The 24,823-nt window shown below is 42.3% G+C and carries 27 protein-coding genes; 15 read left to right on the top strand and 12 right to left on the bottom strand.

The genetic code is table 11. From position 1 onward, the window contains the following. Positions 1-274: 274 nt before the first annotated feature. The 3 genes from rpsI to zapE form a co-directional block, all read right to left on the bottom strand. A complete protein-coding gene (gene rpsI / locus JIG41_RS21640) occupies positions 275-667 on the bottom strand; it encodes a 30S ribosomal protein S9 (protein ID WP_095209788.1) in 393 nt (130 codons plus the stop codon). An 8-nt stretch (positions 668-675) separates the two neighbouring features. Then, the gene (gene rplM / locus JIG41_RS21645) at positions 676-1,104 is read right to left on the bottom strand and encodes a 50S ribosomal protein L13 (protein WP_036971273.1); all 429 of its coding nucleotides are present in this window, start codon (positions 1,102-1,104) and stop codon (positions 676-678) included. Positions 1,105-1,437: 333 nt separating this feature from the next. Then, a complete protein-coding gene (gene zapE / locus JIG41_RS21650) occupies positions 1,438-2,526 on the bottom strand; it encodes a cell division protein ZapE (RefSeq protein WP_036971276.1) in 1,089 nt (362 codons plus the stop codon). 177 nt (positions 2,527-2,703) lie between these two features. Between zapE and JIG41_RS21655 the strand changes: the two genes are divergently transcribed. The 3 genes from JIG41_RS21655 (at position 2,704) to JIG41_RS21665 (ending at position 5,804) form a co-directional block, all read left to right on the top strand. Continuing rightward, positions 2,704-3,147, top strand: coding sequence for a YhcB family protein (locus JIG41_RS21655; protein WP_036971279.1), 444 nt, complete (start codon positions 2,704-2,706; stop codon positions 3,145-3,147). 123 nt (positions 3,148-3,270) lie between these two features. After that, positions 3,271-4,623, top strand: a complete 1,353-nt coding sequence (locus tag JIG41_RS21660; protein WP_074989677.1) for a Do family serine endopeptidase — start codon at positions 3,271-3,273, stop codon at positions 4,621-4,623. Positions 4,624-4,721: 98 nt separating this feature from the next. Further along, entirely contained in the window at positions 4,722-5,804 is a 1,083-nt protein-coding gene (locus JIG41_RS21665; RefSeq protein WP_036971284.1) for a trypsin-like peptidase domain-containing protein, read from the top strand. Positions 5,805-5,857: 53 nt separating this feature from the next. Here the strand turns inward: JIG41_RS21665 and murA are convergent, their stop codons facing one another. The 7 genes from murA to JIG41_RS21700 are packed head-to-tail and all read right to left on the bottom strand — an operon-like array spanning position 5,858 to position 10,514. Next, positions 5,858-7,117, bottom strand: coding sequence for a UDP-N-acetylglucosamine 1-carboxyvinyltransferase (gene murA / locus JIG41_RS21670; protein ID WP_199525457.1), 1,260 nt, complete (start codon positions 7,115-7,117; stop codon positions 5,858-5,860). Between the two features lie 15 nt (positions 7,118-7,132). Beyond that, complete coding sequence (locus JIG41_RS21675; RefSeq protein ID WP_065978178.1) at positions 7,133-7,390, bottom strand: BolA family protein; 258 nt, start codon at positions 7,388-7,390, stop codon at positions 7,133-7,135. Positions 7,391-7,395: 5 nt separating this feature from the next. Next, positions 7,396-7,689, bottom strand: a complete 294-nt coding sequence (locus JIG41_RS21680) for a lipid asymmetry maintenance protein MlaB (RefSeq protein ID WP_036971292.1) — start codon at positions 7,687-7,689, stop codon at positions 7,396-7,398. Continuing rightward, positions 7,682-8,359, bottom strand: coding sequence for a phospholipid-binding protein MlaC (locus tag JIG41_RS21685; RefSeq protein WP_036971294.1), 678 nt, complete (start codon positions 8,357-8,359; stop codon positions 7,682-7,684). The genes JIG41_RS21680 and JIG41_RS21685 overlap by 8 nt, the downstream gene beginning before the upstream one ends. A 2-nt stretch (positions 8,360-8,361) precedes the next feature. Further along, on the bottom strand, positions 8,362-8,910 hold the full coding sequence (gene mlaD, locus JIG41_RS21690) for an outer membrane lipid asymmetry maintenance protein MlaD (protein ID WP_199525458.1): 549 nt from the start codon (positions 8,908-8,910) through the stop codon (positions 8,362-8,364). A gap of 13 nt (positions 8,911-8,923) precedes the next feature. Then, entirely contained in the window at positions 8,924-9,703 is a 780-nt protein-coding gene (gene mlaE / locus JIG41_RS21695) for a lipid asymmetry maintenance ABC transporter permease subunit MlaE (RefSeq protein WP_065978179.1), read from the bottom strand. Then, positions 9,696-10,514 carry an ATP-binding cassette domain-containing protein gene (locus JIG41_RS21700; RefSeq protein ID WP_074989679.1) on the bottom strand — a complete coding sequence of 273 codons (819 nt, stop codon included), beginning with the start codon at positions 10,512-10,514 and terminating at the stop codon, positions 9,696-9,698. The genes mlaE and JIG41_RS21700 overlap by 8 nt, the downstream gene beginning before the upstream one ends. A gap of 248 nt (positions 10,515-10,762) precedes the next feature. On the opposite strand from JIG41_RS21700, the gene JIG41_RS21705 reads away from it, so the two are divergent. The 12 genes from JIG41_RS21705 to mgtE all read left to right on the top strand — a co-directional run bounded on the left by JIG41_RS21705 (position 10,763) and on the right by mgtE (position 20,130). After that, on the top strand, positions 10,763-11,731 hold the full coding sequence (locus tag JIG41_RS21705) for a calcium/sodium antiporter (RefSeq protein WP_199525459.1): 969 nt from the start codon (positions 10,763-10,765) through the stop codon (positions 11,729-11,731). Positions 11,732-11,734: 3 nt separating this feature from the next. Beyond that, a complete protein-coding gene (locus JIG41_RS21710; RefSeq protein WP_199525460.1) occupies positions 11,735-12,706 on the top strand; it encodes a KpsF/GutQ family sugar-phosphate isomerase in 972 nt (323 codons plus the stop codon). Between the two features lie 2 nt (positions 12,707-12,708). Further along, positions 12,709-13,260 (top strand): 3-deoxy-manno-octulosonate-8-phosphatase KdsC, encoded by a 552-nt coding sequence (gene kdsC / locus JIG41_RS21715; RefSeq protein WP_036971309.1) that lies wholly within the window; start codon positions 12,709-12,711, stop codon positions 13,258-13,260. Beyond that, the gene (gene lptC, locus JIG41_RS21720) at positions 13,257-13,811 is read left to right on the top strand and encodes an LPS export ABC transporter periplasmic protein LptC (protein WP_065978180.1); all 555 of its coding nucleotides are present in this window, start codon (positions 13,257-13,259) and stop codon (positions 13,809-13,811) included. Before kdsC ends, lptC begins: the two co-directional genes overlap by 4 nt. Then, positions 13,801-14,322, top strand: a complete 522-nt coding sequence (lptA, locus tag JIG41_RS21725; RefSeq protein ID WP_036971315.1) for a lipopolysaccharide transport periplasmic protein LptA — start codon at positions 13,801-13,803, stop codon at positions 14,320-14,322. Before lptC ends, lptA begins: the two co-directional genes overlap by 11 nt. Continuing rightward, positions 14,319-15,044 carry an LPS export ABC transporter ATP-binding protein gene (gene lptB / locus JIG41_RS21730; protein WP_036971319.1) on the top strand — a complete coding sequence of 242 codons (726 nt, stop codon included), beginning with the start codon at positions 14,319-14,321 and terminating at the stop codon, positions 15,042-15,044. Before lptA ends, lptB begins: the two co-directional genes overlap by 4 nt. 114 nt (positions 15,045-15,158) lie before the next feature. Beyond that, positions 15,159-16,655, top strand: coding sequence for an RNA polymerase factor sigma-54 (locus tag JIG41_RS21735; protein WP_036971323.1), 1,497 nt, complete (start codon positions 15,159-15,161; stop codon positions 16,653-16,655). A 26-nt stretch (positions 16,656-16,681) separates the two neighbouring features. After that, positions 16,682-16,969: a ribosome hibernation promoting factor gene (gene hpf / locus JIG41_RS21740; protein ID WP_036971325.1), complete on the top strand. Its 288-nt coding sequence runs from the start codon at positions 16,682-16,684 to the stop codon at positions 16,967-16,969. A 3-nt stretch (positions 16,970-16,972) separates the two neighbouring features. Next, positions 16,973-17,425: a PTS IIA-like nitrogen regulatory protein PtsN gene (gene ptsN, locus JIG41_RS21745; protein ID WP_036971327.1), complete on the top strand. Its 453-nt coding sequence runs from the start codon at positions 16,973-16,975 to the stop codon at positions 17,423-17,425. Continuing rightward, positions 17,426-18,274, top strand: a complete 849-nt coding sequence (gene rapZ, locus JIG41_RS21750) for an RNase adapter RapZ (RefSeq protein WP_199525461.1) — start codon at positions 17,426-17,428, stop codon at positions 18,272-18,274. It abuts the gene before it with no gap. Positions 18,275-18,283: 9 nt separating this feature from the next. Further along, positions 18,284-18,556 (top strand): HPr family phosphocarrier protein, encoded by a 273-nt coding sequence (locus JIG41_RS21755; RefSeq protein ID WP_036971331.1) that lies wholly within the window; start codon positions 18,284-18,286, stop codon positions 18,554-18,556. Between the two features lie 215 nt (positions 18,557-18,771). Beyond that, the gene (gene mgtE / locus JIG41_RS21760; protein ID WP_036971332.1) at positions 18,772-20,130 is read left to right on the top strand and encodes a magnesium transporter; all 1,359 of its coding nucleotides are present in this window, start codon (positions 18,772-18,774) and stop codon (positions 20,128-20,130) included. A gap of 40 nt (positions 20,131-20,170) precedes the next feature. On the opposite strand, the gene JIG41_RS21765 is transcribed toward mgtE, so the two are convergent. Both JIG41_RS21765 and JIG41_RS21770 read right to left on the bottom strand, forming a co-directional pair. Next, entirely contained in the window at positions 20,171-22,348 is a 2,178-nt protein-coding gene (locus JIG41_RS21765) for a YgiQ family radical SAM protein (RefSeq protein ID WP_065978184.1), read from the bottom strand. 121 nt (positions 22,349-22,469) lie between these two features. After that, on the bottom strand, positions 22,470-24,665 hold the full coding sequence (locus JIG41_RS21770; protein ID WP_199525462.1) for an EAL domain-containing protein: 2,196 nt from the start codon (positions 24,663-24,665) through the stop codon (positions 22,470-22,472). Between the last annotated feature and the right edge of the window lie 158 nt (positions 24,666-24,823).

Below are 24,823 nucleotides of genomic sequence, written 5' to 3' on the forward strand. Positions count from 1 at the left end.
CAAGTATGGAACTGGATACGACAACACTGTTTATCCAATAGAGTGTTTTCGGGCTATGACGAAATTGTTGATGAAGTTTCAAAAGCATGGAATCACTTTATTTCAATACCGGAGCGAGTGATGAAGATATGTAATCGGGAACGGATAAAGTTGATTTAATCTTTATGCGGAATGGTATAACTTCTAATTTCTAACGTCTAATTCCTAGAAGAAATAGCTGAAAACAAAAAACCCAGCCGAAGCTGGGTTTTTGAAATTCTGATAAACGTAAATATTAACGTTTTGAGAATTGTGGACGCTTACGAGCTTTCTTAAGACCCACTTTCTTACGTTCAACTTTACGCGCATCACGAGTAACGAAGCCTGCTTTACGAAGTGTAGGACGTAATGACTCGTCAAACTCCATAAGTGCACGAGTGATACCGTGACGGATAGCACCAGCTTGACCAGTAGTACCACCACCTGAAACAGTGATGTGTAAGTCAAACTTTTCAGTCATTTCAACGTGCTCTAATGCTTGACGAACAACCATGCGAGCAGTTTCACGACCGAAGTACTCTTCTAGAGAGCGCTTGTTAATTACGATGTTACCAGTGCCTGGGCGTAAGAATACGCGAGCACTTGAACTTTTACGACGACCTGTACCGTAGTATTGATTTGCCATGATAGTGCTCCTTAAATGTCTAGAACCTGAGGCTGTTGTGCAGCATGGTTGTGCTCAGTACCCGCGTAAACTTTAAGTTTACGGTACATAGCGCGGCCTAAAGGACCACGTGGCAACATGCCTTTAACAGCTTTTTCGATGATCATTTCAGGCTTTGCAGCTTGAAGCTTGTCGAAAGTAGTAGACTTAAGACCACCTGGGAAACCAGTATGTGAGTGGTACATTTTGTCTTTTGCTTTATTACCAGTAACAGTAACTTTCTCTGCGTTGATAACGATGATGTAATCACCAGTATCTACGTGAGGAGTGTACTCAGCTTTATGCTTACCGCGTAGGCGACGAGCGATTTCAGTAGCGATGCGACCTAAAGTTTTACCTTCAGCGTCAACTACGTACCAGTCACGTTTTACTGTTTCTGGCTTAGCAACAAACGTTTTCATTTATTAAAATCCAATGTTTTTTAATTTAAAACCACAGGTAATTATTTTTTAATTACCGCTCTAAGTTGAATGCTTTAACCCCTTCGAGTTTAAGACTTTGCGCCATCAATTAGAGGCTAAACTAATATCTGGCAATAGAACGCAACGTGGCAGACGCGGGAGTATACCAGCACTTAAACCACATTGCTAGATGATGGTTGTTTTTTATTCTAAGAAATCAGAATGAATATTTACGCACTTAATGTGAGCACTGGCTTTTTTATCAACTTATAAAGAAAGCGTCATCTCAAGTGGCTAATTTCTGAAAACTCACAAAAAACAACTCAACAATGACTATGCTAAATGCTCTCGCGCTAAATATTCGAGCGACTGCATTTCTTGTAATCGGCTAATACAGCGCTTAAATTCAAAGTTTAAGTTACCTTCACTGTAAAGTTCAGTGATCGGTTTTTCTGCAGAAATAATAAGCGTCACATTGCGCTCGTAAAACTCATCAACCAATGCAATAAAACGACGTGCGGCATCGTCATTTGCTTGTCCTAATGCTTTTACATTCGAGAGTATGACGGTGTTGTATAAACGGCTGATCTCCATATAGTCGACCTGACTACGGGCTGTTTCACACAACTCGCTAAAGTCAAACATCACGATACAATCAGACACTTTACGGGTTTTTATCATGCGCCCTTCTATTTCAATAGCGGTATCTAAAATGCCGGGCTCAGGTGAAAGCTTATCAAAGTATTCAAATAAGTTTGCGTCTGCTTGCGCATCGAGCGGACTATGAAAAATTTCGGCCTGCTCTAAGGTCCGTAAACGGTAATCAACCCCTGAATCAACATTTACTATTTCAGTATTTGCTTTTACTAATTCAATTGCTGGTAAGAAACGCGCACGCTGCAAGCCATTTCTATATAGCTCATCCGGAACAATATTCGACGTTGCCACAAGCACAATACCGCGCTCGAACAAGGCTTCCATCAGGCCGCCTAGCAACATTGCATCCGTGATATCTTGTACAAAAAACTCATCGAAACAAATAATATCTGTCTCCGACTTAAAGATATCAGCAACGACGTTCAGTGGATTACTGGTGTTTTTTAACTTTTTAAGCTCATCATGTACACGGTGCATAAACCGGTGAAAGTGCACACGCATTTTACGCTCAGTAGGCAATGCTTCGTAAAATGTATCAACCAAATAGGTCTTACCTCTACCAACACCGCCCCAAAAATAAAGCCCTTTTATAGCTGGCGTGCTATCTTTAGAAAAGAGCTTGGCAAACCATCCCTTGGCGGCTGGCTTGTCAGCAGTTAAGTCATCATAGAGTCTTTGCAAATGACGAACCGCATTTTCTTGCGCTGCATCATGTACGAAGTCTTCACGTTGTAAATCTTGTTGGTATTTCTGCCAAGGAGTCATAGGTCGTTACAATAAAACACAGTTAAATTTGCACAGTATATTAACACGCATCGTATCTCAGGGTATATTAGCCCGCAGTATGATTTCACAATCAAATTAAGCATATTTTAATAAAGATTGGACTATAAATGCTTTTAAGGCATAAGTTTTAGTTATTTTTCCCAAAGGGGTGGATTTATGGGCACAATTACCTGGGTAGGTATTTTAATCATCGTTGCAATCGCAGCATTCTTTATTGGTGCATTTGTAACCAAAAAGCAATTTAAACAAGACGAGCTAGAGCATCAAGTAGAACAAGCCAACAATGCACTTGAACAATATCGTCAAGACGTTGCCGATCACCTTGCGAGCACTGGCAAACTGGTTTCAAAAATGAAAGACAACTACGATCAATTGCTCAATCATGTTGAAGAAACAAATAAGTTACTCCTAACAGATAAAAAGCAGCACCCTAATGAGCCGTTCTTTTCAAAAGAAACCACGGAGCAATTACAACATTCATTACAAGACCGCCAAAGCGATCGCTCAAACGCAGAAGCGCAGCCTGCCGACTATGTAGTAGGTGAAACAGGTCTATTTGCTGGTTCAAATAAAGTTTCAGAACATTCTAAAGCCTCTTGATGAACTTTTTTTTGACCCCATAGTCTTTAGATATAACAGCTTTATATCTAAACGAAGAAAAGGGCTGCTTATGCAGCCCTTTTTAGTTTTTGCTTTATCTCTGAAGTGGAGTAAACCCAGACTATGAAAATGAAATTATCTGTTATTAGTGCTGCTATTTTATCTACTAGCTTATTGTTAACCCCTGCAATTTCAATGGCCAAACTTCCGGTGGCTGTCAATGGTCAACAACTGCCAACGCTCGCACCAATGCTTGAACAGATCACCCCAGGCGTCGTGAGTATTCAAGTATCAGGGTCTAAAGAAGTCCGCCGTAGAGCAACCCCTTTCGATGACTTTTTTGGTGTGCCGCGTGGGGGCAGTCAAAAGCGTCAATTTAGTGGTCTTGGTTCTGGCGTGATTATAGATGCCGATGAAGGTTATGTAGTGACCAATAATCACGTTGTTGAAGATGCCGAAAAAATGGTGGTCACGCTTGAAGATGGCCGTGAGTATGAAGCAACAAAAATTGGCAGTGACAAAGAGTCTGATATTGCCTTGTTACAAATCGATGCTGAGGATTTAACCGCTTTAAAAATTGCAGATTCAGATAAGCTTCGCGTCGGTGATTTTGCTGTCGCGATTGGTAACCCGTTTGGTTTAAGCCACACTGTAACCTCTGGGATCGTAAGTGCCCTTGGCCGCAGTGGTCTAAATATAGAGGGCTATGAAGATTTCATCCAAACCGATGCTGCGATTAACCAAGGTAACTCGGGAGGCGCGCTTGTTAATCTAAACGGCGAGTTAATCGGTATTAACACCGCAATTTTAGGTGCCTCTGGCGGTAACGTGGGAATTGGCTTTGCCATTCCATCAACAATGATGAAAAACCTTGTTGATCAAATTATTGAACACGGTGAAGTACGCCGCGGCTCACTCGGTATTTCAGGCCGTCCGTTGGATGCAGGGCTTGCAAAAGCGCAAAAGCTTGATGTTAAGCAAGGTGCCTATGTCATGCAGGTAATGGATGACACCGCAGCGAGTAAAGCGGGCATAAAAGCCGGAGATGTTATTATTAGTGTTGATGGTACTGAGATCAGTGGCTTCCACGAACTACGCAGTAAAATTGCGACCCTAGGTGAAGGCAAAAAAGTGAAGCTCGGTATCTATCGTGATGGCAAAGTGAAAATAGTAAATGTCACACTTGATGGCGCCGCGACTTCTGTTTCAGCAGGTGAAGAAACACACCCTGCATTCCAAGGCGCAACGCTTGAAAACACGCAAAAGAGCGATGGGAAAGGTGTTGAAGTTGCCTCAGTAGAAGCACGTTCACCTGCCGCACGTGTGGGCTTAGAAGAAGGTGACGTGATCATGCAAGTGAACCGCCAACGTGTTGAGAATATTCGTGACATGAATAAAATTATCGAAAACACGCAAGGTAACATCGTACTCGGTGTGAAACGCGGCAGAGAGCTTGTTTTTGTTCTGATCCAGTAAACTTAATTGATAAATCATGAAAAAATAACAGCGGTGCTTGCCGCTGTTATTTTTTTTGTGCCATCATTAGGAGATTGCTCACTGATAATAAGAATATTGTGCTAAAACTATTTAAATTTATTCTTCCGCCACTTTTTACCGGATTAGGGATTGCTTTTTTGGTGGTGTTATTTAGCCCCAGTTTACGCAGCGCACTTTTTCCTAATGTAAACTTACCAGCCGCGATGTCGTCTGAGCATATGAGCTTTTCTAGCGCTGTGCAAAGAGCCGCTCCTTCGGTGGTGACCATCTTTTCTGAGAGCATTTCAAACCAACCGCGATACAAACGTCAAAACACGATTCAAGAGTTAGGATCTGGCGTGATTATGTCACAAGATGGCTACATATTAACCAATTACCATGTGATCAATAATGCGGACCAAATTATTGTGATCTTAACCGATGGCCGTCGCTTTTACGACGTTCAACTAATTGGTTTTGATACCATAACTGATTTAGCCCTCCTAAAAATAAATTCTGATCATTTACCTGTGATCCCCGTCAACGATAACTTCAAGCCCCGAGTAGGCGATGTTGTGCTCGCAATTGGTAACCCACTCAATTTAGGTCAAACAATTACCCAAGGGATTATTAGCGCCACCGGCAAACAAAAGATCACCGACAGCCCCTACAATAACCTATTACAAATGGATGCGGCCATAAATGTGGGGAACTCAGGGGGAGCATTAGTTAACTCACGAGGCGACCTTGTGGGTATCACATCAGCGCAATTTAAAACCCGTGAAAACTTAGATATTCAAGGTATCTTCTTTGCTGTTCCCTACTCTCTTGCAAAAGATATTATGGAAAAGCTAATTAAACATGGCCGTGTCGTCCGTGGTTATCTAGGCTTTACTGGAACCGCTGTGGACAGCACCGGAAAAGATGTAAGCGACAGCTACACTCCAGTAACGGGTATGCGTATAAATAACCTAGATCCCCTTGGTCCTGCATGGCAAGCGGGTATAAAAGAGCAAGATATTGTCATTAAAATTGCCGGATTATCGGTTGCAAACCCACAGCAAGTGCTTGAGAAAATAGGCAATACAGAGCCGGGTAAAGAAATTGAATTTGAGCTGTACCGTGATGGCAAGATTCTAAAAATAATGGTCACCGTCGCAGAACTCGAAACCAAGTTATAGCAATAAAAAAGGCCTATATAATATAGGCCTTTTTTAAACAAGCAGTGCTGTTCTTAACTCGAACGACGCTTAATATTAGCACCCAATGCACTGAGCTTATCTTCTATGCGTTGATAACCACGGTCAACGTGATAGATTCTATCAACGATTGTTTCACCTTGTGCCACAATCCCCGTCAGTATAAGACTGGCTGACGCACGTAAATCCGTTGCCATCACTTGTGCACCCGATAACCTTTCGGTATCACCACAAATCGCCGTGTTGCCCTCTAAGCGGATATTGGCTCCCATACGCTGTAACTCAGGGACATGCATAAAACGATTTTCAAATATCGTTTCGGTAATTGTTGCACTGCCCTTCGCCACAACATTAAGCGCGGTAAATTGTGCTTGCATGTCTGTTGGGAAGCCAGGATGTGGCATGGTCTTAATATTCACCGCTTTTAATTCACGGCCACGCATATCTAAGTAAATACTGTTATCGGTTACTTCTACGAATGCATTTGTCGCACGCAGTTTCTCAATAACAGGGTCAAGGCTATGGTGATCGGTGTTTTTACAAAGCACTTCACCACCGGCCATCGCAGCAGCAACCAAAAAAGTGCCCGTTTCGATACGGTCAGGTAAAATACTGTACTCGCAGCCTGACAGTGATTCGACACCTTCAACTTCAATTCGGCTCGTACCGGCTCCGGTTATCTTTGCCCCCATGGCAATTAAACAGTTAGCAAGGTCCATGATTTCAGGCTCACGTGCTGCATTCTCAAGCACCGTTTTGCCATCAGCCAGTGTCGCTGCCATCAATAAATTTTCTGTGGCCCCTACACTTACCATTTCCATGAAAATTTCAGCGCCTTTCAAACGACCGTCTACTTTGGCGTTAATGTAGCCGTTTTCTACTTTGATAACCGCCCCCATACGCTCAAGGCCTTGGATATGGATATCAACAGGACGTGCACCTATCGCACAGCCGCCAGGCAGCGATACTTGTGCTTCACCAAAACGTGCCACAAGCGGGCCAAGTGCAAGCACTGACGCACGCATTTGCTTTACTAACTCATACGGAGCGAGTGTTTTATTAACGGTTGCACCGTCGATAACCAGCGTATCTTGTTGCCATTCAACATTAGCACCTAAGGTCTTTAATAAAGCCTCTGTGGTACCAATATCGCGTAAACGAGGCACATTGCTAAAAGTACTTTTACCCTGCCCTAAAAGCGCAGCAAAAAGAATTGGAAGAGCGGCATTTTTAGCGCCAGAGATAGTAACTTCACCTGCCAGTGAGGTACCACCTTGAATAACGAATTGATCCATAAGTGGAGCCTACGACTATTGAGGTAAAATGAATTTTTGTTCGCGTTTCCATTCAGTGGGTGTGAATGCTTTAATTGACACCGCATGAATTGTACCGTCTGAGATAGTTGACATTAACGGGGCATACACCAATTGCTGTTTTTTAACGCGAGTCAAACCGTCAAAACACTCACCCACTGCAATCACTTCGTAGTGGCTACCATTTGCTTTAACAATGACTTCATCTAATTTTAGTTCGTCGCGTAATAACGTTTCGACTTGGCTTGTTTCCATAAATCTCACTCAAATAAGTTTGTGACCTGCCCCAACTGCATTAACTTTTGCAATTGCTCAGGTGTATTTTGCAGTTCAAGGCGAATACCTTGCTGCTTTAATTCTGCGAAAGAGTGAATTAACCAAGCTAAGCCCGCTGTGTCAACCCTCGATACATCAGAAAGGTCAAAATACCATGTTTTATGCTTAGATTCTGGCTTAGCGTTAAGAAGGCGTTCATGGCCGATTGAATTTCGAGTCAGTTCACCACTGACTCGAAACTGGTTATCTTCAAGCTGAGTAATCGATATTTTACTCATCACCACCTTCGCCTCTAAACTGAACAGGTAGCTGGCTCTTTTGCTCAAGTAAGTCACTCACATACTCAATACCTTGCTGGCGAAGGATACCTTGCATTTCGCTTTGCTTAGCATCAAGTAAACTGATGCCTTCAGCAATCATATCGTATGCACGCCAATTTCCATCTCTGTCTTCGCGTACTTTAAAATCGATTTTAATATCAGGTTTACCTGGTTCAACAATCTTCGTTTTTACAACGACAACATCTTGGCCTTTAAACGGCTGCGCAGGTGCAAACTCGACACTTTGATTGGTGTACTGAGTAAACACACCGGCGTATGTGGCGATCAAATATTTTTGAAATACATCGATAAAGCGCTGAAGCTCTTTAATCGCTTTGGCTTTTTCTTCTTTATCTTCAATCGCACGCACTTTTGAGACATGATTACCTAATACACGCAATGCCGCGTATTTGTAATCAATGTAGGGCATTAACTCTTCTTCAACAATGGTACGAAGATACTCTTTGTCTTTCTCTATTAGTGGTTGATCGTTGGTGATTCTTGCAAAAGTGTTATCAGACACTTTACGCACCATTTTATAAGGGTCTTTTAAATCAACCGCGGGTTCAGCGGCCTGTGTATTAAACGCAAATACCACAGCCAAACAGATTAAAAATTTCTTAAACATAATTATTCACCACCCTGGTTGAATAAGAACTGACCAATCAACTCTTCTAATACTAACGCTGATTTTGTATCGGTAATAAAGTCACCATCGGCGAGCGCTCTACTTTCAACACCGAACAAATCATCCAATCCTGCATCTTGCTCATCCACAGTCACATTTTCACCCATACAACGTTGTTCAGCAGATTGCGGTGCAATAACAGGATTAATCCCCAAATACTGCTCACCCAAAATCCCTGATGTTAAGATAGAGATAGACGTTGTGTCTGAAAACTTACATAAATAATTGGCGTCAATGGCCATATTAACCACTGGCACAAACTCTTTTGGGTGAATTGAAATAGACTCAACACGTCCAATCACCACGCCCCCGACTTTAATTGGGGCACGGGCTTTTAAAGAGCCAATATTTTCAAACTTTGCATTCAGTTGGTAAGTTTCACCGTTACCACTAATGCCAGCGTTAGCCACTTTAAATGCTAATAAAGCAAACGCAGCAATACCAAGGGCTACAAAAAAGCCAACTAAAATTTCTAATTTCCGTGAATTCATCTTTATACCCTAATTAGCTGGTAAACATTACCGCTGTTAAAATAAAGTCAAAACCTAAAACTGCCAGTGACGAGTGCACAACGGTTTCTGTTGTCGCTTTGCTGATCCCCTCAGAAGTAGGAATACAGTCATAGCCTTTGTAAAGCGCAATCCACGTCACAATCATGGCAAAAACAAAACTTTTAATCATGCCATTTACAATGTCTTCTTGAAATGACACTTGTGATTGCATAATCGACCAGAAACTACCTGAGTCAACACCTAGCCAATCAACCCCCACTAAATGCGCCCCAATAATAGCGACGGCAGAAAAAATAAGAGCCAACAATGGCATGCTTATAAAACCCGCCCAAAAACGCGGTGCAATAATGCGTTTCAGTGGGTCTATCGCCATCATTTCTAAGCTTGATAATTGTTCTGTGGCTTTCATTAAACCAATTTCAGCGGTCAGCGCACTGCCTGCTCGACCTGCAAATAACAAAGCGGTGACAACAGGCCCTAACTCACGAAGCAAACTCAGCGCCACTAAAGGACCTAAACTGTCTTCGGCGCCATAGCCAACTAATACGGTGAAGCCCTGCAGAGCGAGCACCATACCGATAAATAAGCCAGATACCATGATAATGAGTAATGACTGTGACCCGACCATATACAACTGGCGGATCAGTAATGGCGTGCCTTTTTTAACGTTTGGCACACTCACCAAAGCGCCAAACAGCATTTGCGTAGAGCGACCAAGCGCAGCAAAACGCCCTAGCGTTTTGTGACCTAACCTCTGTAATAGATCAAGCATGGTGTACCCCTAACAACTCTTCTTCATACGCAGGAGCAGGATAATGAAATGGGACAGGACCATCCGACAACCCTTTTAAGAACTGCTGAACAAGCTCTGATTGATGATTTAGCATTTGCTCAGGCGAGCCTTCACCAATCACGCCTTGATCAGCAATAATAATGACATGATCAGCAATACTGAGTACCTCTGTCACATCGTGCGTCACAATTAATGAAGATAAACCTAACACTTGGTTTAATGACTTTATTAATTTAACCAACACCCCCATTGAAATTGGGTCTTGGCCAGCGAATGGCTCATCATACATGATAAGTTCGGGGTCAAGCGCAATAGAGCGCGCTAACGCCGCACGGCGTGCCATTCCTCCAGATAACTCTGAAGGCATTAAGTCTTGCGCACCACGCAAACCAACCGCTTGTAATTTCATGAGCACGACAAGGCGAATAAGATCTTCACTAAGTTGAGTATGTTCACGCAAAGGAAAAGCGATATTGTCAAATACAGACATATCGGTAAATAAAGCGCCGCTTTGAAACAGCATACTCATTTTGGTTCGGGCAGCGTAAAGCTCCTTGCGCGACATGCTTGGAATACTGTTGCCCTCAAATAAAATGTCACCAGAATCAGGCTTAAGTTGACCGCCAATTAAACGCAACATGGTGGTTTTACCAATGCCGCTGGGTCCCATGATAGCGGTTATTTTGCCTTTCGGAATGTTAAAACTCATATTTTTATATATGATTCTATCGCCCCGTGAAAAGGTTACATCCTTGATTTCTACTATTGATTGCGACAAGTCGCTCTCCATAACTTTTTTCACTAGTTCTGCCATTTTAAGGGTTTTTTAGTCAAGATGGAAAAAACAAATCGTAAAATTTTGTAATATTTACTATCAAATGAATCTAAGACTAATAACGTATGGCTTAACCCCCGCTTAAATTAAGATTGTAACAACACCGCCCTTAATCATTGCCAGCTCATTCTTTTACTTATACTTTCAGGTTCGGTTTTGTTACTATTTGCAGTCATCTGTTTAAGTAATATTGGCGTATCACAATGGTGACTTCTTTTGTCATTTTAATTATTGGTTTTGCAGCACTCGTTTGGAGTGCCGATCGTTTTGTTTATGGGGCAGCCGCGCTGGCAAAAAATATGGGGATCCCCACCCTAATTATCGGTTTAACGGTTGTGGCTATGGGGTCATCAGCACCTGAAATGATGGTGTCGGCATCTGCAGCACTTGCAAACAAAACAGATACCGCTGTCGGAAACGCTATTGGCTCTAATATTACCAACATTCTGCTTGTACTGGGAGTCACGGCCCTATTACGTCCTCTGTCTGTTTCTTCAATGACGCTAAAACGCGAAATGCCACTTGTGTTAATCGTATCGATTGGCGCGTGGTATGTATTTTCAGACAACTATTTTTCATTCGCCGAAGGGATTGCTTTAATACTTGCTTTTGCCGTATTTATTGCCGGATTAGTGATCATTTCATTGCGAGCAAAAAATCAAGATGACCCTTTTGTTAGTGAAGCCTGTGAAGATGTGCCCGATAATGTCAGCACGCGTTCGGCAGTATTATGGCTTGTGGTCGGCATGATTTTGCTACCAATTAGCTCACACTTTCTAGTGGGTTCGGCGGTTGATATTGCCAAATATTTTGGTCTTTCTGATCTGGTTATTGGTTTAACAATTATTGCTATTGGTACCAGTTTACCTGAGCTTGCTGCCTGTATTGCAGGTGTCTTAAAAAATGAAGACGATTTAGCACTGGGCAACATTATTGGCTCAAATATTTTTAATTTGCTGGCTGTACTGCCACTGGCAGGTATTATTAATCCATCGGTTATCGACCCATCAGCCGCTAACCGCGATGCACTTATTATGATAGCGGCCACCATTGTGTTAATTGCCATGTCATTGAACTTAAAAGGTGCACGTCGTATCAATAGAATTGAAGGTGGCTTTTTGTTAGTCGCATTTATTGCATATCAAGGCTATATTTTCAGCCAAATAGGATAATCAATGACGCAACATAGCTTTATCGCGCAAGGCAAGCGCGTACTCGAAATTGAAGCGCAAGCATTAAAAGAAATTGATCAATACATTGACCAGCATTTCAATAATGCCTGTCAATTAATGTTCCAATGTACTGGGCGAATTATCGTTATTGGCATGGGCAAGTCAGGCCACGTAGGTAATAAAATTGCTGCCACACTCGCCAGCACAGGAACACCTGCATTTTTTGTTCACCCAGGTGAAGCAAGCCACGGTGACCTTGGTATGATTACCCGTGATGACGTGGTTATGTGCATTTCAAATTCAGGGGAAACGAGCGAAGTTGTCAGTATTATTCCTGTCATTAAGCGCATTGGCGCAAAAATGATTTCGCTAACAGGTAACCCAGACTCAACAATGGCCACGCTTTCTGACGTACATGTGTGTATTAAAGTAAGCAAAGAAGCGTGCCCACTGGGCCTTGCGCCAACAGCCAGCACAACGGCAACGCTAGTCATGGGCGATGCAATGGCTGTAGCACTGCTTGAGGCAAGAGGTTTTACAGCAGACGATTTTGCACTTTCTCACCCAGGCGGAAGCTTAGGAAAACGTTTATTGCTTTGTCTTAGTGATGTTATGCACGCCGGTGAGGCCACTCCCATTGTTAATGAATCGCAAAGTATCAAAGATGCATTAATTGAAATGTCGGCTAAAGGCCTCGGTATGACTGCAATTGTTGGTGATGACAACACACTATCGGGACTTTTTACTGATGGTGATTTACGTCGTATTTTAGAGCAACGGGTTGATATTCACAGCACCGCAATTAGCCAAGTAATGACTCGCTCATGCACAACTGCACACGCTGATATGCTGGCCGCAGAAGCGCTTAATATTATGGAAAGTAAACGTATTAATGGTTTGATTGTAATCGACAAAAGCAACACCCCCATTGGCGCGCTTAACATGCAAGACCTTTTAAAAGCAGGAGTACTTTAAGCATGACATTTGCTGAGCTTTACCAACCAGTAAGCACAGACGTGAGTCAACGTGCTCAAAAAATAAAACTGCTTATTTGTGATATTGATGGTGTTTTTTCAGATGGCCGTATTTATTTAGGCAATCAAGGCGAAGAGCTTAAAGCTTTCAATACAAAAGATGGATTCGGCATTAAAGCCCTTATCAATAGTGGTTTTCAGGTGGCCGTTATCACGGGACGCCATTCACAAATAGTTCAGCAGCGAATGACTAGCCTTACGGTACAACATATTTATCAGGGCCAAGAGAATAAGCTCATTGCTTATCAAGAGTTAAAAGATAAACTTAGCTTAACAGATGAGCAAATTGCCTATATTGGTGACGATGGTCCAGACTTACCGGTTATGGAAAAAGTCGGATTTGCCGTTGCTGTTAATGATGCTCATCCATTAATCAAAAAACTGGCTCATTACACCACCCTGTTACCTGGTGGCTTTGGAGCTGTGCGTGAACTAACTGATTTATTAATGCTAGAAAATGGCAAACCGCTAACTAGCGATGGAACGAGCGCATGAATATAGCCCGTATTTTACTAAGTGTTGTTTTTGTTTGTAGCATGGTTTGGTTATGGTATCCGTACTTTAATCAACCGACAAACACAGTGCTCAGTGAAGACGAGATTATCGCTACACCTGATTATACCGCAATCGCATTAAAGCAAACAGCCTATGATGATCAAGGTAAAATCAGTCATAAAGTGGCCGCTGCTAAAATGGAGCTGTATCAACAGCTCGGGTTCACCTTTTTTGAGCAACCCATTTTCACCATTTACGGTGATCAGCAAGTTTGGCAAGTAAAAGCCAAAGAAGCCACGTTATATGAAAACGATCAGCTTGTATTCGAAGGGGATGTAGTTGCTAAAAACCTTACCCATAATGGCATGATCGAAGATATTAAAGCTGAGAACATTAACATCGACATTGACAAAATGACCATGTTTTCTAAGCAACCTGTCACGCTGACAGGACCGAATTTAAAAATTACCGGTAAAGGTTTAAAAGCCGATTTAAAAGCCGAAATTGTTGAGTTAACTAACCATACACGAACCATATACTATGACCAATAAACTTAAGAAATTACTCCTGATCCCAAGCTTATTGATTGCGTTTTCTGGCGCAGCTGCTGAGCAGGCTGGCACACCAATCAGCATTAGCTCTGATCGCCAAGAAGGTCAGCTAAAAAATGGCATTGGTATCTTCGAAGATAATGTCGAGATCATACATGGTAACCGTCGTATTACAGCGGATCGACTCGAAGCACATGCAGGTGAAGTTGAAGGCACGGTTGAATTAATTATTGCCACAGGAAAGCCCGCTTACTTTGAAGAAAAACAAGCTGACGGCACTATTATGAGCGCCAGTGCTGAAGAAGTTCGTTACGATGTTGCTAAACGCTTATTAACACTCGTTGGCAATGCACAAGTGACTCAAGCAGGCCAAAAAGTCAGTGCCAAGAGCATTACATACGATATGGAACAGCAACTGATAAGTGCCGAGAAAGATGAAAACTCGACCGATCGTGTACACACTATTTTAGTGCCTGTTGATAACAAAAAGAACGATGAAGGCCAGCCATGAGCACACTAAAAGCAGAGCTATTAGCTAAAAGCTATAAGGGTCGCCAAGTTGTAAAAAATGTAGGCCTTGAGGTAGAAGCTGGCAGCATTGTCGGTTTACTTGGGCCAAATGGCGCAGGTAAAACAACCACCTTTTACATGATTGTGGGATTAGTGCCCAGTGACAAAGGTAAAATAAGCATTGATGATAACGACATCACCTTATTGCCAATGCACAGCCGCGCTCGCTTAGGTATTGGCTATTTGCCACAAGAATCATCGATTTTTAGAAAACTGACTGTTTATCAAAACTTAATGGCCATTTTAGAGACCCGTAAAGATCTCAATAAACAAGGCCGCGAAGAAACACTTAACAGCTTACTTGATGAATTTAGCATTCAACACATTCGTGACAGCCAAGGTATGGCATTGTCAGGGGGTGAACGCCGTCGTGTTGAAATAGCACGCGCACTGGCCGCTGACCCTAAATTTATTTTGCTCGATGAGCCTTTTGCTGGTGTTGATCCTATTTCAGTGTTAGATATAAAGAAAATTATTGAGCACTTAAAAAATCGTGGTATTGGTGTATTAATTACTGACCACAATGTGAGAGAAACCCTTGATGTTTGTGAAAAAGCCTACATTGTTTCTCATGGGGAGCTAATTGCATCAGGTACACCTGAACATGTGTTAGCCGACCAAACTGTACGCGATGTGTATCTAGGCGAGCAATTCAGGCTTTAAATACGCCACCGACTAGAGCATCTGCTAGACTTATAACAATGACAATAAATCAAATAAATAGTTAACGGCATCGTGCTATTGTTTGATAAGACTAAAAAGGATTGTTAGGGATACATGAGGCAATCATTACAGCTGCGCATGGGCCAGCAACTTACAATGACTCCACAACTGCAACAGGCTATCCGTTTGTTGCAGCTCAGTACATTGGATCTCCAGCAAGAAATTCAAGAAGCGTTAGACTCTAACCCTTTGCTTGAAGTTGAAGAAGCAGATTATGCAGAAGAGAGTATTGGCAAGAACGAGCAAAAAGCCGAATCTGACGATACCCAACTAAGCGCGTCGGCTGACGAAGCTGCGAGCGAGTACGAGCAAGAAAGCAGTGATGCCCTCAACAAAGACACCGTAAGTGACGACTTAGCAATGGATGTTACGTGGGATGAGTACATGAGTGCTGCCCCATCAAGTTCCTCAGGTCCAATGCCTGAAGATGAATCAATTTACCAAGGCGCATCAACCGAAACTCTCCACGAATACCTAATGTGGCAGTTACAACTAACTCCATTCAGCCCAACAGACGAAGCGATTGCCGTTGCGATTGTTGAGGCAATTGATGATTCGGGTATTTTAACCGTAAGCTGCGAAGACATTGTTGAAAGCTTCAATCAAAATAACGATGAAGAAGAAATCGAACTTGATGAAGTCGAAGCTGTCTTAAAAAGAATCCAATTATTCGATCCTGTCGGTATTGGCGCCCGTAGTTTACAAGAATGTTTGTGTATTCAATTACGCCAATTCGATGCTGACACCCCCTATTTAGCTGAAACTAAAATGGTGTTATCAGAACATATTGAATTATTAGCGAGTCGTGACTATCGCACTTTGATGAAAAAGACTAAGCTTAAAGAAAGTGAGCTGAAAGAAGTCATGACATTGATCCACAGCTTAAATCCAAAGCCTGCGGATACAATTGTTAGAGAAGAGTCTGAATACGTGATACCCGATGTATCCGTAAAAAAAATAAAAGGCCGTTGGGTAGTTGAACTAAACCCAGACTGCATGCCGAAAATCAGAGTGAATAGCCACTATGCGGCGATGTCACGTTCTGTAAAATCAAGCAGTGATAGCCAATTTATTCGCTCTCATTTACAAGAAGCAAAATGGTTTATTAAAAGCTTAGAAAGCCGTAATGACACGTTATTAAAAGTGACTAACTGTATTGTTCAACAACAACAGGCTTTCTTTGAACATGGTCCTGAGGCCATGAAACCCATGGTATTAAATGATGTCGCAGAAATGGTCGAAATGCATGAATCAACAATTTCGCGAGTAACAACACAAAAATACATGCATACCCCGCGGGGAATTTTTGAGTTGAAATATTTCTTCTCCAGCCATGTAAGCACTGAAAATGGGGGTGAGTGTTCATCTACGGCAATTCGCGCTTTAATCAAAAAGCTAATCGCCGCAGAAAACACAGCTAAACCATTGAGTGATAGCAAAATTGCAGATATATTGGCTGAGCAAGGAATTAAAGTAGCTAGACGGACAATAGCAAAATATCGAGAGTCTCTAGCAATACCTCCGTCGAATCAGCGTAAGAGTCTGATTTAGACGTTTTACATAGAAGGAAAATGCTTATGCAACTAAATTTAACTGGTCGTCATGTAGAAATCACAGATTCATTAAGAGACTATGTAAACACCAAGTTTGCGAAACTAGAAAGGCATTTTGACCACATTAATAATGTTCATGTCATTCTAGATGTAGAAAAACTAAGCCAAAAAGCAGAAGCAACTTTACATGTAAACGGAGGCGAGTTATTTGCCTCTACTGAACACCAAGATATGTATGCAGCCATCGACTCGTTAATCGATAAACTTGATCGTCAAGTAATTAAACACAAAGAGAAATTAGCTCGACACTAAATTATGAAACTTAGTTCACTTACTAACCAGGACTGCAGCAAAGCTGCGGTCCTTTTTAATAGCAAAAAAAGAATTCTCGAATTTATCAGCGAACTGGCTCATGAGCAGCTCCCTCATTTATCTCAGCAAGATATACTCAATGCCCTATTGAACAGAGAAAAATTGGGCAGCACGGGTATTGGCCGAGGTATTGCGATTCCACATGGTCGTATGAGCGGTGCAGATCAGCCACACGCATTTGTAATTGTGAGTGAGTCACCTATAAATTTTGATGCAATTGATAATCGTCCAGTGGATATTTTTGTCGCACTCATCGTACCAGATGGTGACTGTCAGCTTCATCTAAAGACCTTATCAACAATTGCTGATAGACTTAAAGACAAAGAATTTTGTAAACAGCTACGCAGTGCTAAAACAGATAGTGATCTGTTTAAAGTCATTGCATCAGAGGCATAAATGGAATTAATTATTATCAGCGGTCGCTCTGGTTCAGGTAAATCAGTCGCTTTACGAGTACTTGAAGACTTAGGCTATTACTGCGTTGATAATATTCCTGTAAACCTGCTTCCTTCGTTAGTACGCAGTGTGTCAGATAATTACGACAAAATTGCTGTAAGTATCGATGTGCGTAACCTGCCGAAAGAACAGCAAGAATTTAACGATATTCTTGAGTATTTACCGGGCTTTGCAAAACCTACGTTGTTTTATTTAGATAGTGATGATCAAACACTGATCAAACGATTCTCTGAAACACGCCGCTTACACCCATTATCGATTGACTCGCTGCCGCTTGATTTAGCGATTAAACAAGAAAAAGGATTACTGGATGTTTTGATCACCCGTGCCGATTTTATGATTGATACGACCGATCTCAGCGTGCATCAGCTTGCCGAATCTATTCGCGAAAAAATACTGGGTAAAAAAGACAAAAAGCTCATTATTACTTTTATGTCGTTTGGCTTTAAGCACGGTATTCCAAAAGAAGCTGATTACGTATTTGATGCTCGCTTTTTACCGAATCCACACTGGGAACCGGATCTAAAACCACTGACAGGCTTAGACCAACCAGTAAAAGATTACCTTGCTAGTCACAGCATAGTGCAAAAGTTTACATGGCAAATTCAAACCTTTGTACAAACATGGCTCCCTCACCTAGAGCGAAATAATCGCAGTTATTTAACCATTGCGATTGGCTGCACAGGTGGACAACATCGCTCAGTTTACTTAGCGCAAACCATTGGTGAGAGCTTTTCGAAAAGTCACGCAAACGTGAAAATACGCCACCGCGAGCAAGATACCCAATAGGCAACGACGATGCATGCTGAAGACACTTTTTTAATCCAAAATAAGCTAGGTTTACATGCACGAGCAGCCACGGTTTTAGCACAACTTGCACTGCAATTCGATGCTAAAATAACCCTTTACCAAGACGATAAAGAAGCCGAAGGCGATAGTGTATTAGCCTTAATGTTACTCGAGAGCAGCCAAGGCAAAGAAGTCCGTGTGGTGTGTGAAGGCCCCGATGCTGACGCAGCACTCAATGCAATAGGCGAATTAATTGCACAACGCTTTCATGAACAAGAATAGCATTTGCTAAGCCTTGACTGTTTACGTTAAACTTGCATTGGGTATTTAAAATTCCTGTTAAATATCCTACTTTTATATCGCTCGCTTCTCTAAAATACATTTTTCTTAGTAAATTTATCTCAGTGCGGCGATATCCCTGCAAATACTAAATTTAGCAACTATGCTGTATTTGCTGAGTCAGATTTTAAGCTATTTTTTCAGTTGTAAGGACGCCAATGCCAGAAGCCTTTGAACAAGATTACCCGCTACAACAACTAAAACAGGTGACCAAGTCACTCAATAGTGGTCAATTTGTTCAAGTGCGCGGCATGTTAGCAAAAACAGCACCGTGTGATACCGCACTCCTTTTAGAATCATCTCCGCATAAAATTCGCCGTATGCTTTGGCAGCTGGTAGACCCTGATGTGCGTGGTGACGTATTAGAAGAGCTCTCAGAAGATGTACGTTTAGGCATTATTGCCCAAATGGAACCTGAGCACATTGCTGCCGCAACCGAAGACATGGACGACGATGATTTAGGTGAGGTTCTTCGTAGCCTACCTGATACAGTCTACCAAGACGTTGTCGGCGCCATGGACTCGCAAGATAGAGAAAGAGCCACCCAAGCCCTGTCTTATCAAGAGCGCTCAGCTGGTGCCTTGATGAACAGCGATACGGTAACCATTCGCCCAGACGTCACACTAGATGTTGTTTTACGCTATCTGCGTTTACGCGGCGATTTACCTGAAGGCACCGATGATTTATACGTCGTTGATAAACATAATTGCTTTTTAGGGGCATTATCTTTAACGACGTTGTTGACCAATCCCTCAGATAAAGTGGTTCGCGACCTGATGGATGAAGACTGTGAATCTATCTTAATATCGATGGATGAAAGCGACGTGGCACAATTATTCGAACGCCATAACTGGATTTCAGCCCCCGTTGTAGATGATAACGCGCACTTACTAGGGCGTATTACCATCGATGATATCGTTGACGTTATCCGTGAAGATGCCGAACATAGCTTATTAAGCTTAGCGGGTCTTGATGATGAAGAAGATACTTTTGCTCCCGTATTGAAAAGCTCGCAGCGCCGCTCTATTTGGCTAGGAGTCAACTTATTAACTGCTTTACTCGCTGCAATAGTCGCTAGTTTTTTCGAGAATACATTAGCTATCTTACCTATTCTTGCTGTACTAAATGGTATTGTTCCCTCAATGGGAGGCGTAGCAGGCAGCCAAACGCTTACACTTGTTATTCGTGGTATTGCTGTTGGCCATATAAACCAAACTAACCAACGCTTTTTATTACTCAAAGAGCTCGCTATCGGCGCGCTAAACGGGGTAATTTGGTCTATTTTAATTGCGGGTGTTGTCGCGCTGTGGCAGTGGGACTTTAAACTCGGTGCGGTGCTTGCCTTTGCTATGTTCATGAACTTAGTGGCAGCCGGTATTGCAGGAGCCAGTATTCCGCTTATTTTAAAGAGAATGAAAATTGACCCTGCATTAGCAGGCAGCGTAGTGCTTACGACGGTGACAGATATAGTGGGTATTTTTGCCTTTTTAGGCACTGCGACTTGGTTACTTATTTAAACTAAAAACGGCCCTTGTGGGCCGTTTTGCTTTGTATAATCTATGTTGCTCGTTGCTTATTTTTACCAACACGCGGTTTGGTGTTCGCCTTCTTAAATTGGCTAAAACCTGTGTGGCGGGTTAGTGCAGCTCGGCCTGTGCGCCCTTTCCCTTTAGCGGCCTTTTCATTGCGCCCTTCCTCAGGAACTAAACAATGAGGGCCTTTACCAATGAGATTCGCTTTACCCATTTTTTTAAGAGCTTCACGGATCATCGGCCAACCTGCCGGATCATGGTAACGCAAAATTGCCTTATGCAGACGACGCTGACGTGCCCCTTTTGGAACAGGTACTTGCTCCGTGTTATTTTTAATATTACGCAACGAGTTCATCTCGGTATGATAGATTGTCGTCGCATTCGCCATGGGTGAAGGATAAAAGTTCTGAACTTGATCAAGCTTAAAGTCATTCGATTTTAACCACAGCGCCATATTCACCATGTCTTCATCTTTGGTGCCTGGGTGAGCTGAGATGAAATACGGGATCAAATACTGCTTTTTACCTGCCTCTTTCGAGTATTTATCAAACAACTCTTTAAACTTGTCGTAAGCGCCCATACCTGGCTTCATCATTTTCGATAACGGGCCATCTTCGGTGTGTTCCGGTGCGATTTTCAAGTAACCACCAACATGGTGAGTGACCAGCTCTTTAACATAGCGAGGGTCTTCAACGGCTAAATCGTAACGCACACCCGATGCAATTAAGATCTTTTTAATCCCTTTTACATCACGTGCTTTTTTATATAACTCAATCGTCGGCGTGTGGTCGGTGTCCATATGTTTACAAATATCAGGGTAAACACACGATAAACGACGGCATGTACTTTCTGCTTTTTTACTCTTACAACGTAATTTATACATGTTCGCTGTTGGGCCGCCTAAGTCAGAGATAACCCCTGTAAACCCTGGCACCTTGTCACGAATTTGTTCAATTTCGTCAATGATAGATTGCTCTGAGCGACTTTGGATAATACGTCCTTCATGTTCAGTAATCGAACAAAATGAACACCCACCAAAACAGCCTCGCATGATATTCACGGACGTTTTGATCATCTCGTAAGCAGGAATTTTTTCATCACCATAACTTGGATGTGGAATACGTTGATATGGCAAACCAAAAACGCCATCCATCTCTTCTGTTTCAAGCGGAAAAGCCGGCGGATTAACCCAAATAGAACGATCGCCATGGCGCTGAAATAATGCACGTGCACATCCGGGATTTGTTTCTTGGTGTAAAATACGTGATGCATGCGCATACAAAGGCTTGTTTACACTTACTTGCTCATAAGCTGGCAACTTAACATAGGTTTTTTCCCAAGGCTTAGGACGCGCAGGCTGAATTGTTATCGGCTTTGCCGCCTCAGCACTTAAATCAATACCGGCTTGTTTAAATTCAGATTTACTGCAGCCAACATCATCCGCACCATACGGATTAGGGATCGGGTCAATTTTGCCAATTTTATCGATGGCTGTTGAATCACTGCCGCGCCACCCTGGTAATGGCTCTTTACGAATAACCGCGGTACCACGAATGTCTTGAATTGAATCGACACTCTCACCGGCTGCAATACGATGAGCAACCTCGACCAATGGACGCTCAGCATTACCGTAGATCAAAATATCAGCTTTGGCGTCGAACAATATGCTTCGGCGCACTTTTTCTTGCCAGTAATCATAATGCGCAATACGGCGTAAACTCGCTTCAATACCACCAATCACTAATGGCACATCTTTATACGCTTCACGACAACGCTGACTATAAACAACAACTGCACGGTCAGGACGCTTTCCCCCAACATTACCAGGTGTGTAAGCATCGTCATGACGCATACGTTTTTCGGCAGTATAACGATTGATCATTGAGTCCATATTGCCCGCAGTCACCCCAAAAAAGAGGTTTGGTTTTCCAAGTGTCATAAAAGCATCTTTAGAATTCCAATCTGGCTGGGCAATAATACCAACGCGAAAACCTTGTGACTCAAGCATGCGCCCGATAACAGCCATTCCAAAGCTTGGGTGGTCTACATAGGCATCACCACTGACAATAATAACATCACAGCTGTCCCAGCCTAGCGCATCCATCTCTGCTCGGGTGGTTGGTAAAAATGGCGCTGTGCCATAGCATTCGGCCCAATACTTAGGGTAAGAAAACAGGCCACGCTCGGCTTTTAATGCGCTCATAAAATGTACTCTGCTACCAAAAAGGGGCGAATTATACCCCACTCTTAAGGATTATTATAGAAAACAAAACGCCCTTCAAATGGAAGGGCGCTTTTAAATCGTTGAGTTTTATCAAAGCCAATTAGTGCTTAGCTTGTAAATACGTAATTAACTCTTTCTCTGGCATAGGTTTAGCGTACATAAAGCCTTGCACTTCATCGCAACCAAGTTCACTCAAATAGTCTGCTTGGGCTTGTGTTTCAACTCCTTCAGCAATCGTTTTCAACCCTAATCTTGCGCCTAAAGAAATAATTAACGCTGCAATGGCTTCACAATCTTCACCGGGAAGGTCTTTGATAAATGCCCTGTCTATTTTTAGTCGATCGAGTGGTAAGCGTTGTAAATAACTTAATGATGAGAAGCCCGTACCGAAGTCATCGATAGCAATTTCGATCCCAAAGTCTTTAAGCTCCTGCAACGTCGTAATAACATTACTAAGTTCGTCCATTACAACGCTCTCGGTTACTTCAAGCTCAATAAACTTTGGTTCAACTTGGTAATTAATTAAGGTGTCTTTTACACGCTGCGCATAACCTTTCACTTTAAATTGCGGCACCGAGACATTAACTGCAATGCTAATTGCAAAACCGAGTTGCTCCAAACGCTTTTGCTGCATGCATGCTTGCTCTAATACCCATTGACCTATTTCGACAATTAAACCCGAATCTTCAGCCATCGGCACAAATATGGCGGGTGAAATGTACTGGCCATTACCTGAGGGCCATCGCAATAAAGCTTCACATCCTATGATGTCTAATGTTTTCAAATCGAGTTGTGGCTGAAACCACACTTCGAGTTTACGCTGTTCAAAATCTTGGCGAAGCTGTCTGATAATGCCTAACCGCCATGCCATTTGCTCTTCCATGTCAGGCGTATAAGTAATAACAGCTTCCATCGACTGTTTTTTTGCTTGGTTTAATGCAATATAACCGAGCTTTAGGGTTTCGATACCTGATGGCTTGAAATCCCCTTGGCAGCACATACCAATTTTAAAATTGATCGGCAAAATGTGCTCACCCGCATTGAATGGCAAGCTTAAATGCTCACATAACATCTCAATGTCACATTGCTCTTTTGGCAGTAATAAGCCAAATACATCGGCACCAATTCGCGATATCAACTCAGCTTGAGGGTACTCTTGACGTAACCTGTCAACGATAGCAACGAGTATTAAATTGCCAATTTCTTGGCCTAACCCATTGTTAATATCTGAAAACTGCGCAACGTCGATCAGTAAAAAAACATTATCATTTTTACCAGGATGATAAAAACGCTCAACCTTGTTCATAAAATCATTGCGATTAGAAAGGCCGGTTAACGTATCTTTATAAGCCGCATCACGTAAACGGTTAAACAAACGCACATTATCAAGTCCCACACTCACATTGGTGAGAAATATTTCTGCAAATTGTAACTGCGACTCACTCGGGATATGTGCGGTCTCTAAGTATATAGCGGCTTGGCGATTTTTACTTTTTAGTAGGTAAGTGCTATCAATTTCAGTGTGTTGATGTGTGCCCTGCTCTAAACAGTTTTTCACCTGTAAAATGATACGCCCATTGTCTAACTGCTCAACACCTTGGCCAATAAACTCGTTGTATTCGACACAACCACCAAGCACACAGACTTGGTTATCATCGTCTAATGATCCGCATAGCAACCCTTGTGGCTCACACTCTAAAATAAATGAAAGCTGCTTTATTACCGCCATGGTAAACGCTTTGATATCTGTGAAACCTAAAATAGCTTTTGAGGCATAGAGGATGTTATTGAGTGCTCGACTTTGAAACTCTAGCTGACAGACCTGCTCATAAGAACGAATCGCCGTCACGAGCGCAGTAATAAGCTTACTGCGGGTAAGCTCTGTTTTTGTTTTATAGTCGTTTATGTCGTATTCACGAATTACTTTTTCTTCTGGTGCGTAGCCTGGTTGACCCGTGCGCAAAATAATGCGCACATTATGATTATTGAGGGACTCTCTAACTTGCTTCACAACTTGCAAGCCCGCATCATCAGATTCCATAACTACATCCAGTAATACAACGGAAATTGAATGATTATCTTTAAGCACAGAAAGTGCTTCTGCTCCGGAATACGCATGATGAAAACGCAGACCTTTATCCCAAAACTCAACGCCTGAGAGCGCCAATTTTGTTACTGAATGTATTTCTGGATCATCGTCAACAATTAAGACATCCCAAAACTCTGAGACTGTTTCGCTCAATAGCGGCTCATCATCTTGGTCACTAAACAAAAAGTCGTTAGATTCTGATGCCATTAATAATTCCTTAGACAAATCAGCGTAAAACAGTAACGATGGCTCAATTCCGGTTTACAGTGTTGCTTAAAATTCTATCACTTATTCGGCTATGATACATTAGTGATAACTTATACTGTGTAGATTATAGTCTATGATACGTATAATGTTATGAAAGC

Source organism: Pseudoalteromonas sp. bablab_jr011, assembly GCF_016464045.1.
Lineage (GTDB): Bacteria > Pseudomonadota > Gammaproteobacteria > Enterobacterales > Alteromonadaceae > Pseudoalteromonas > Pseudoalteromonas lipolytica.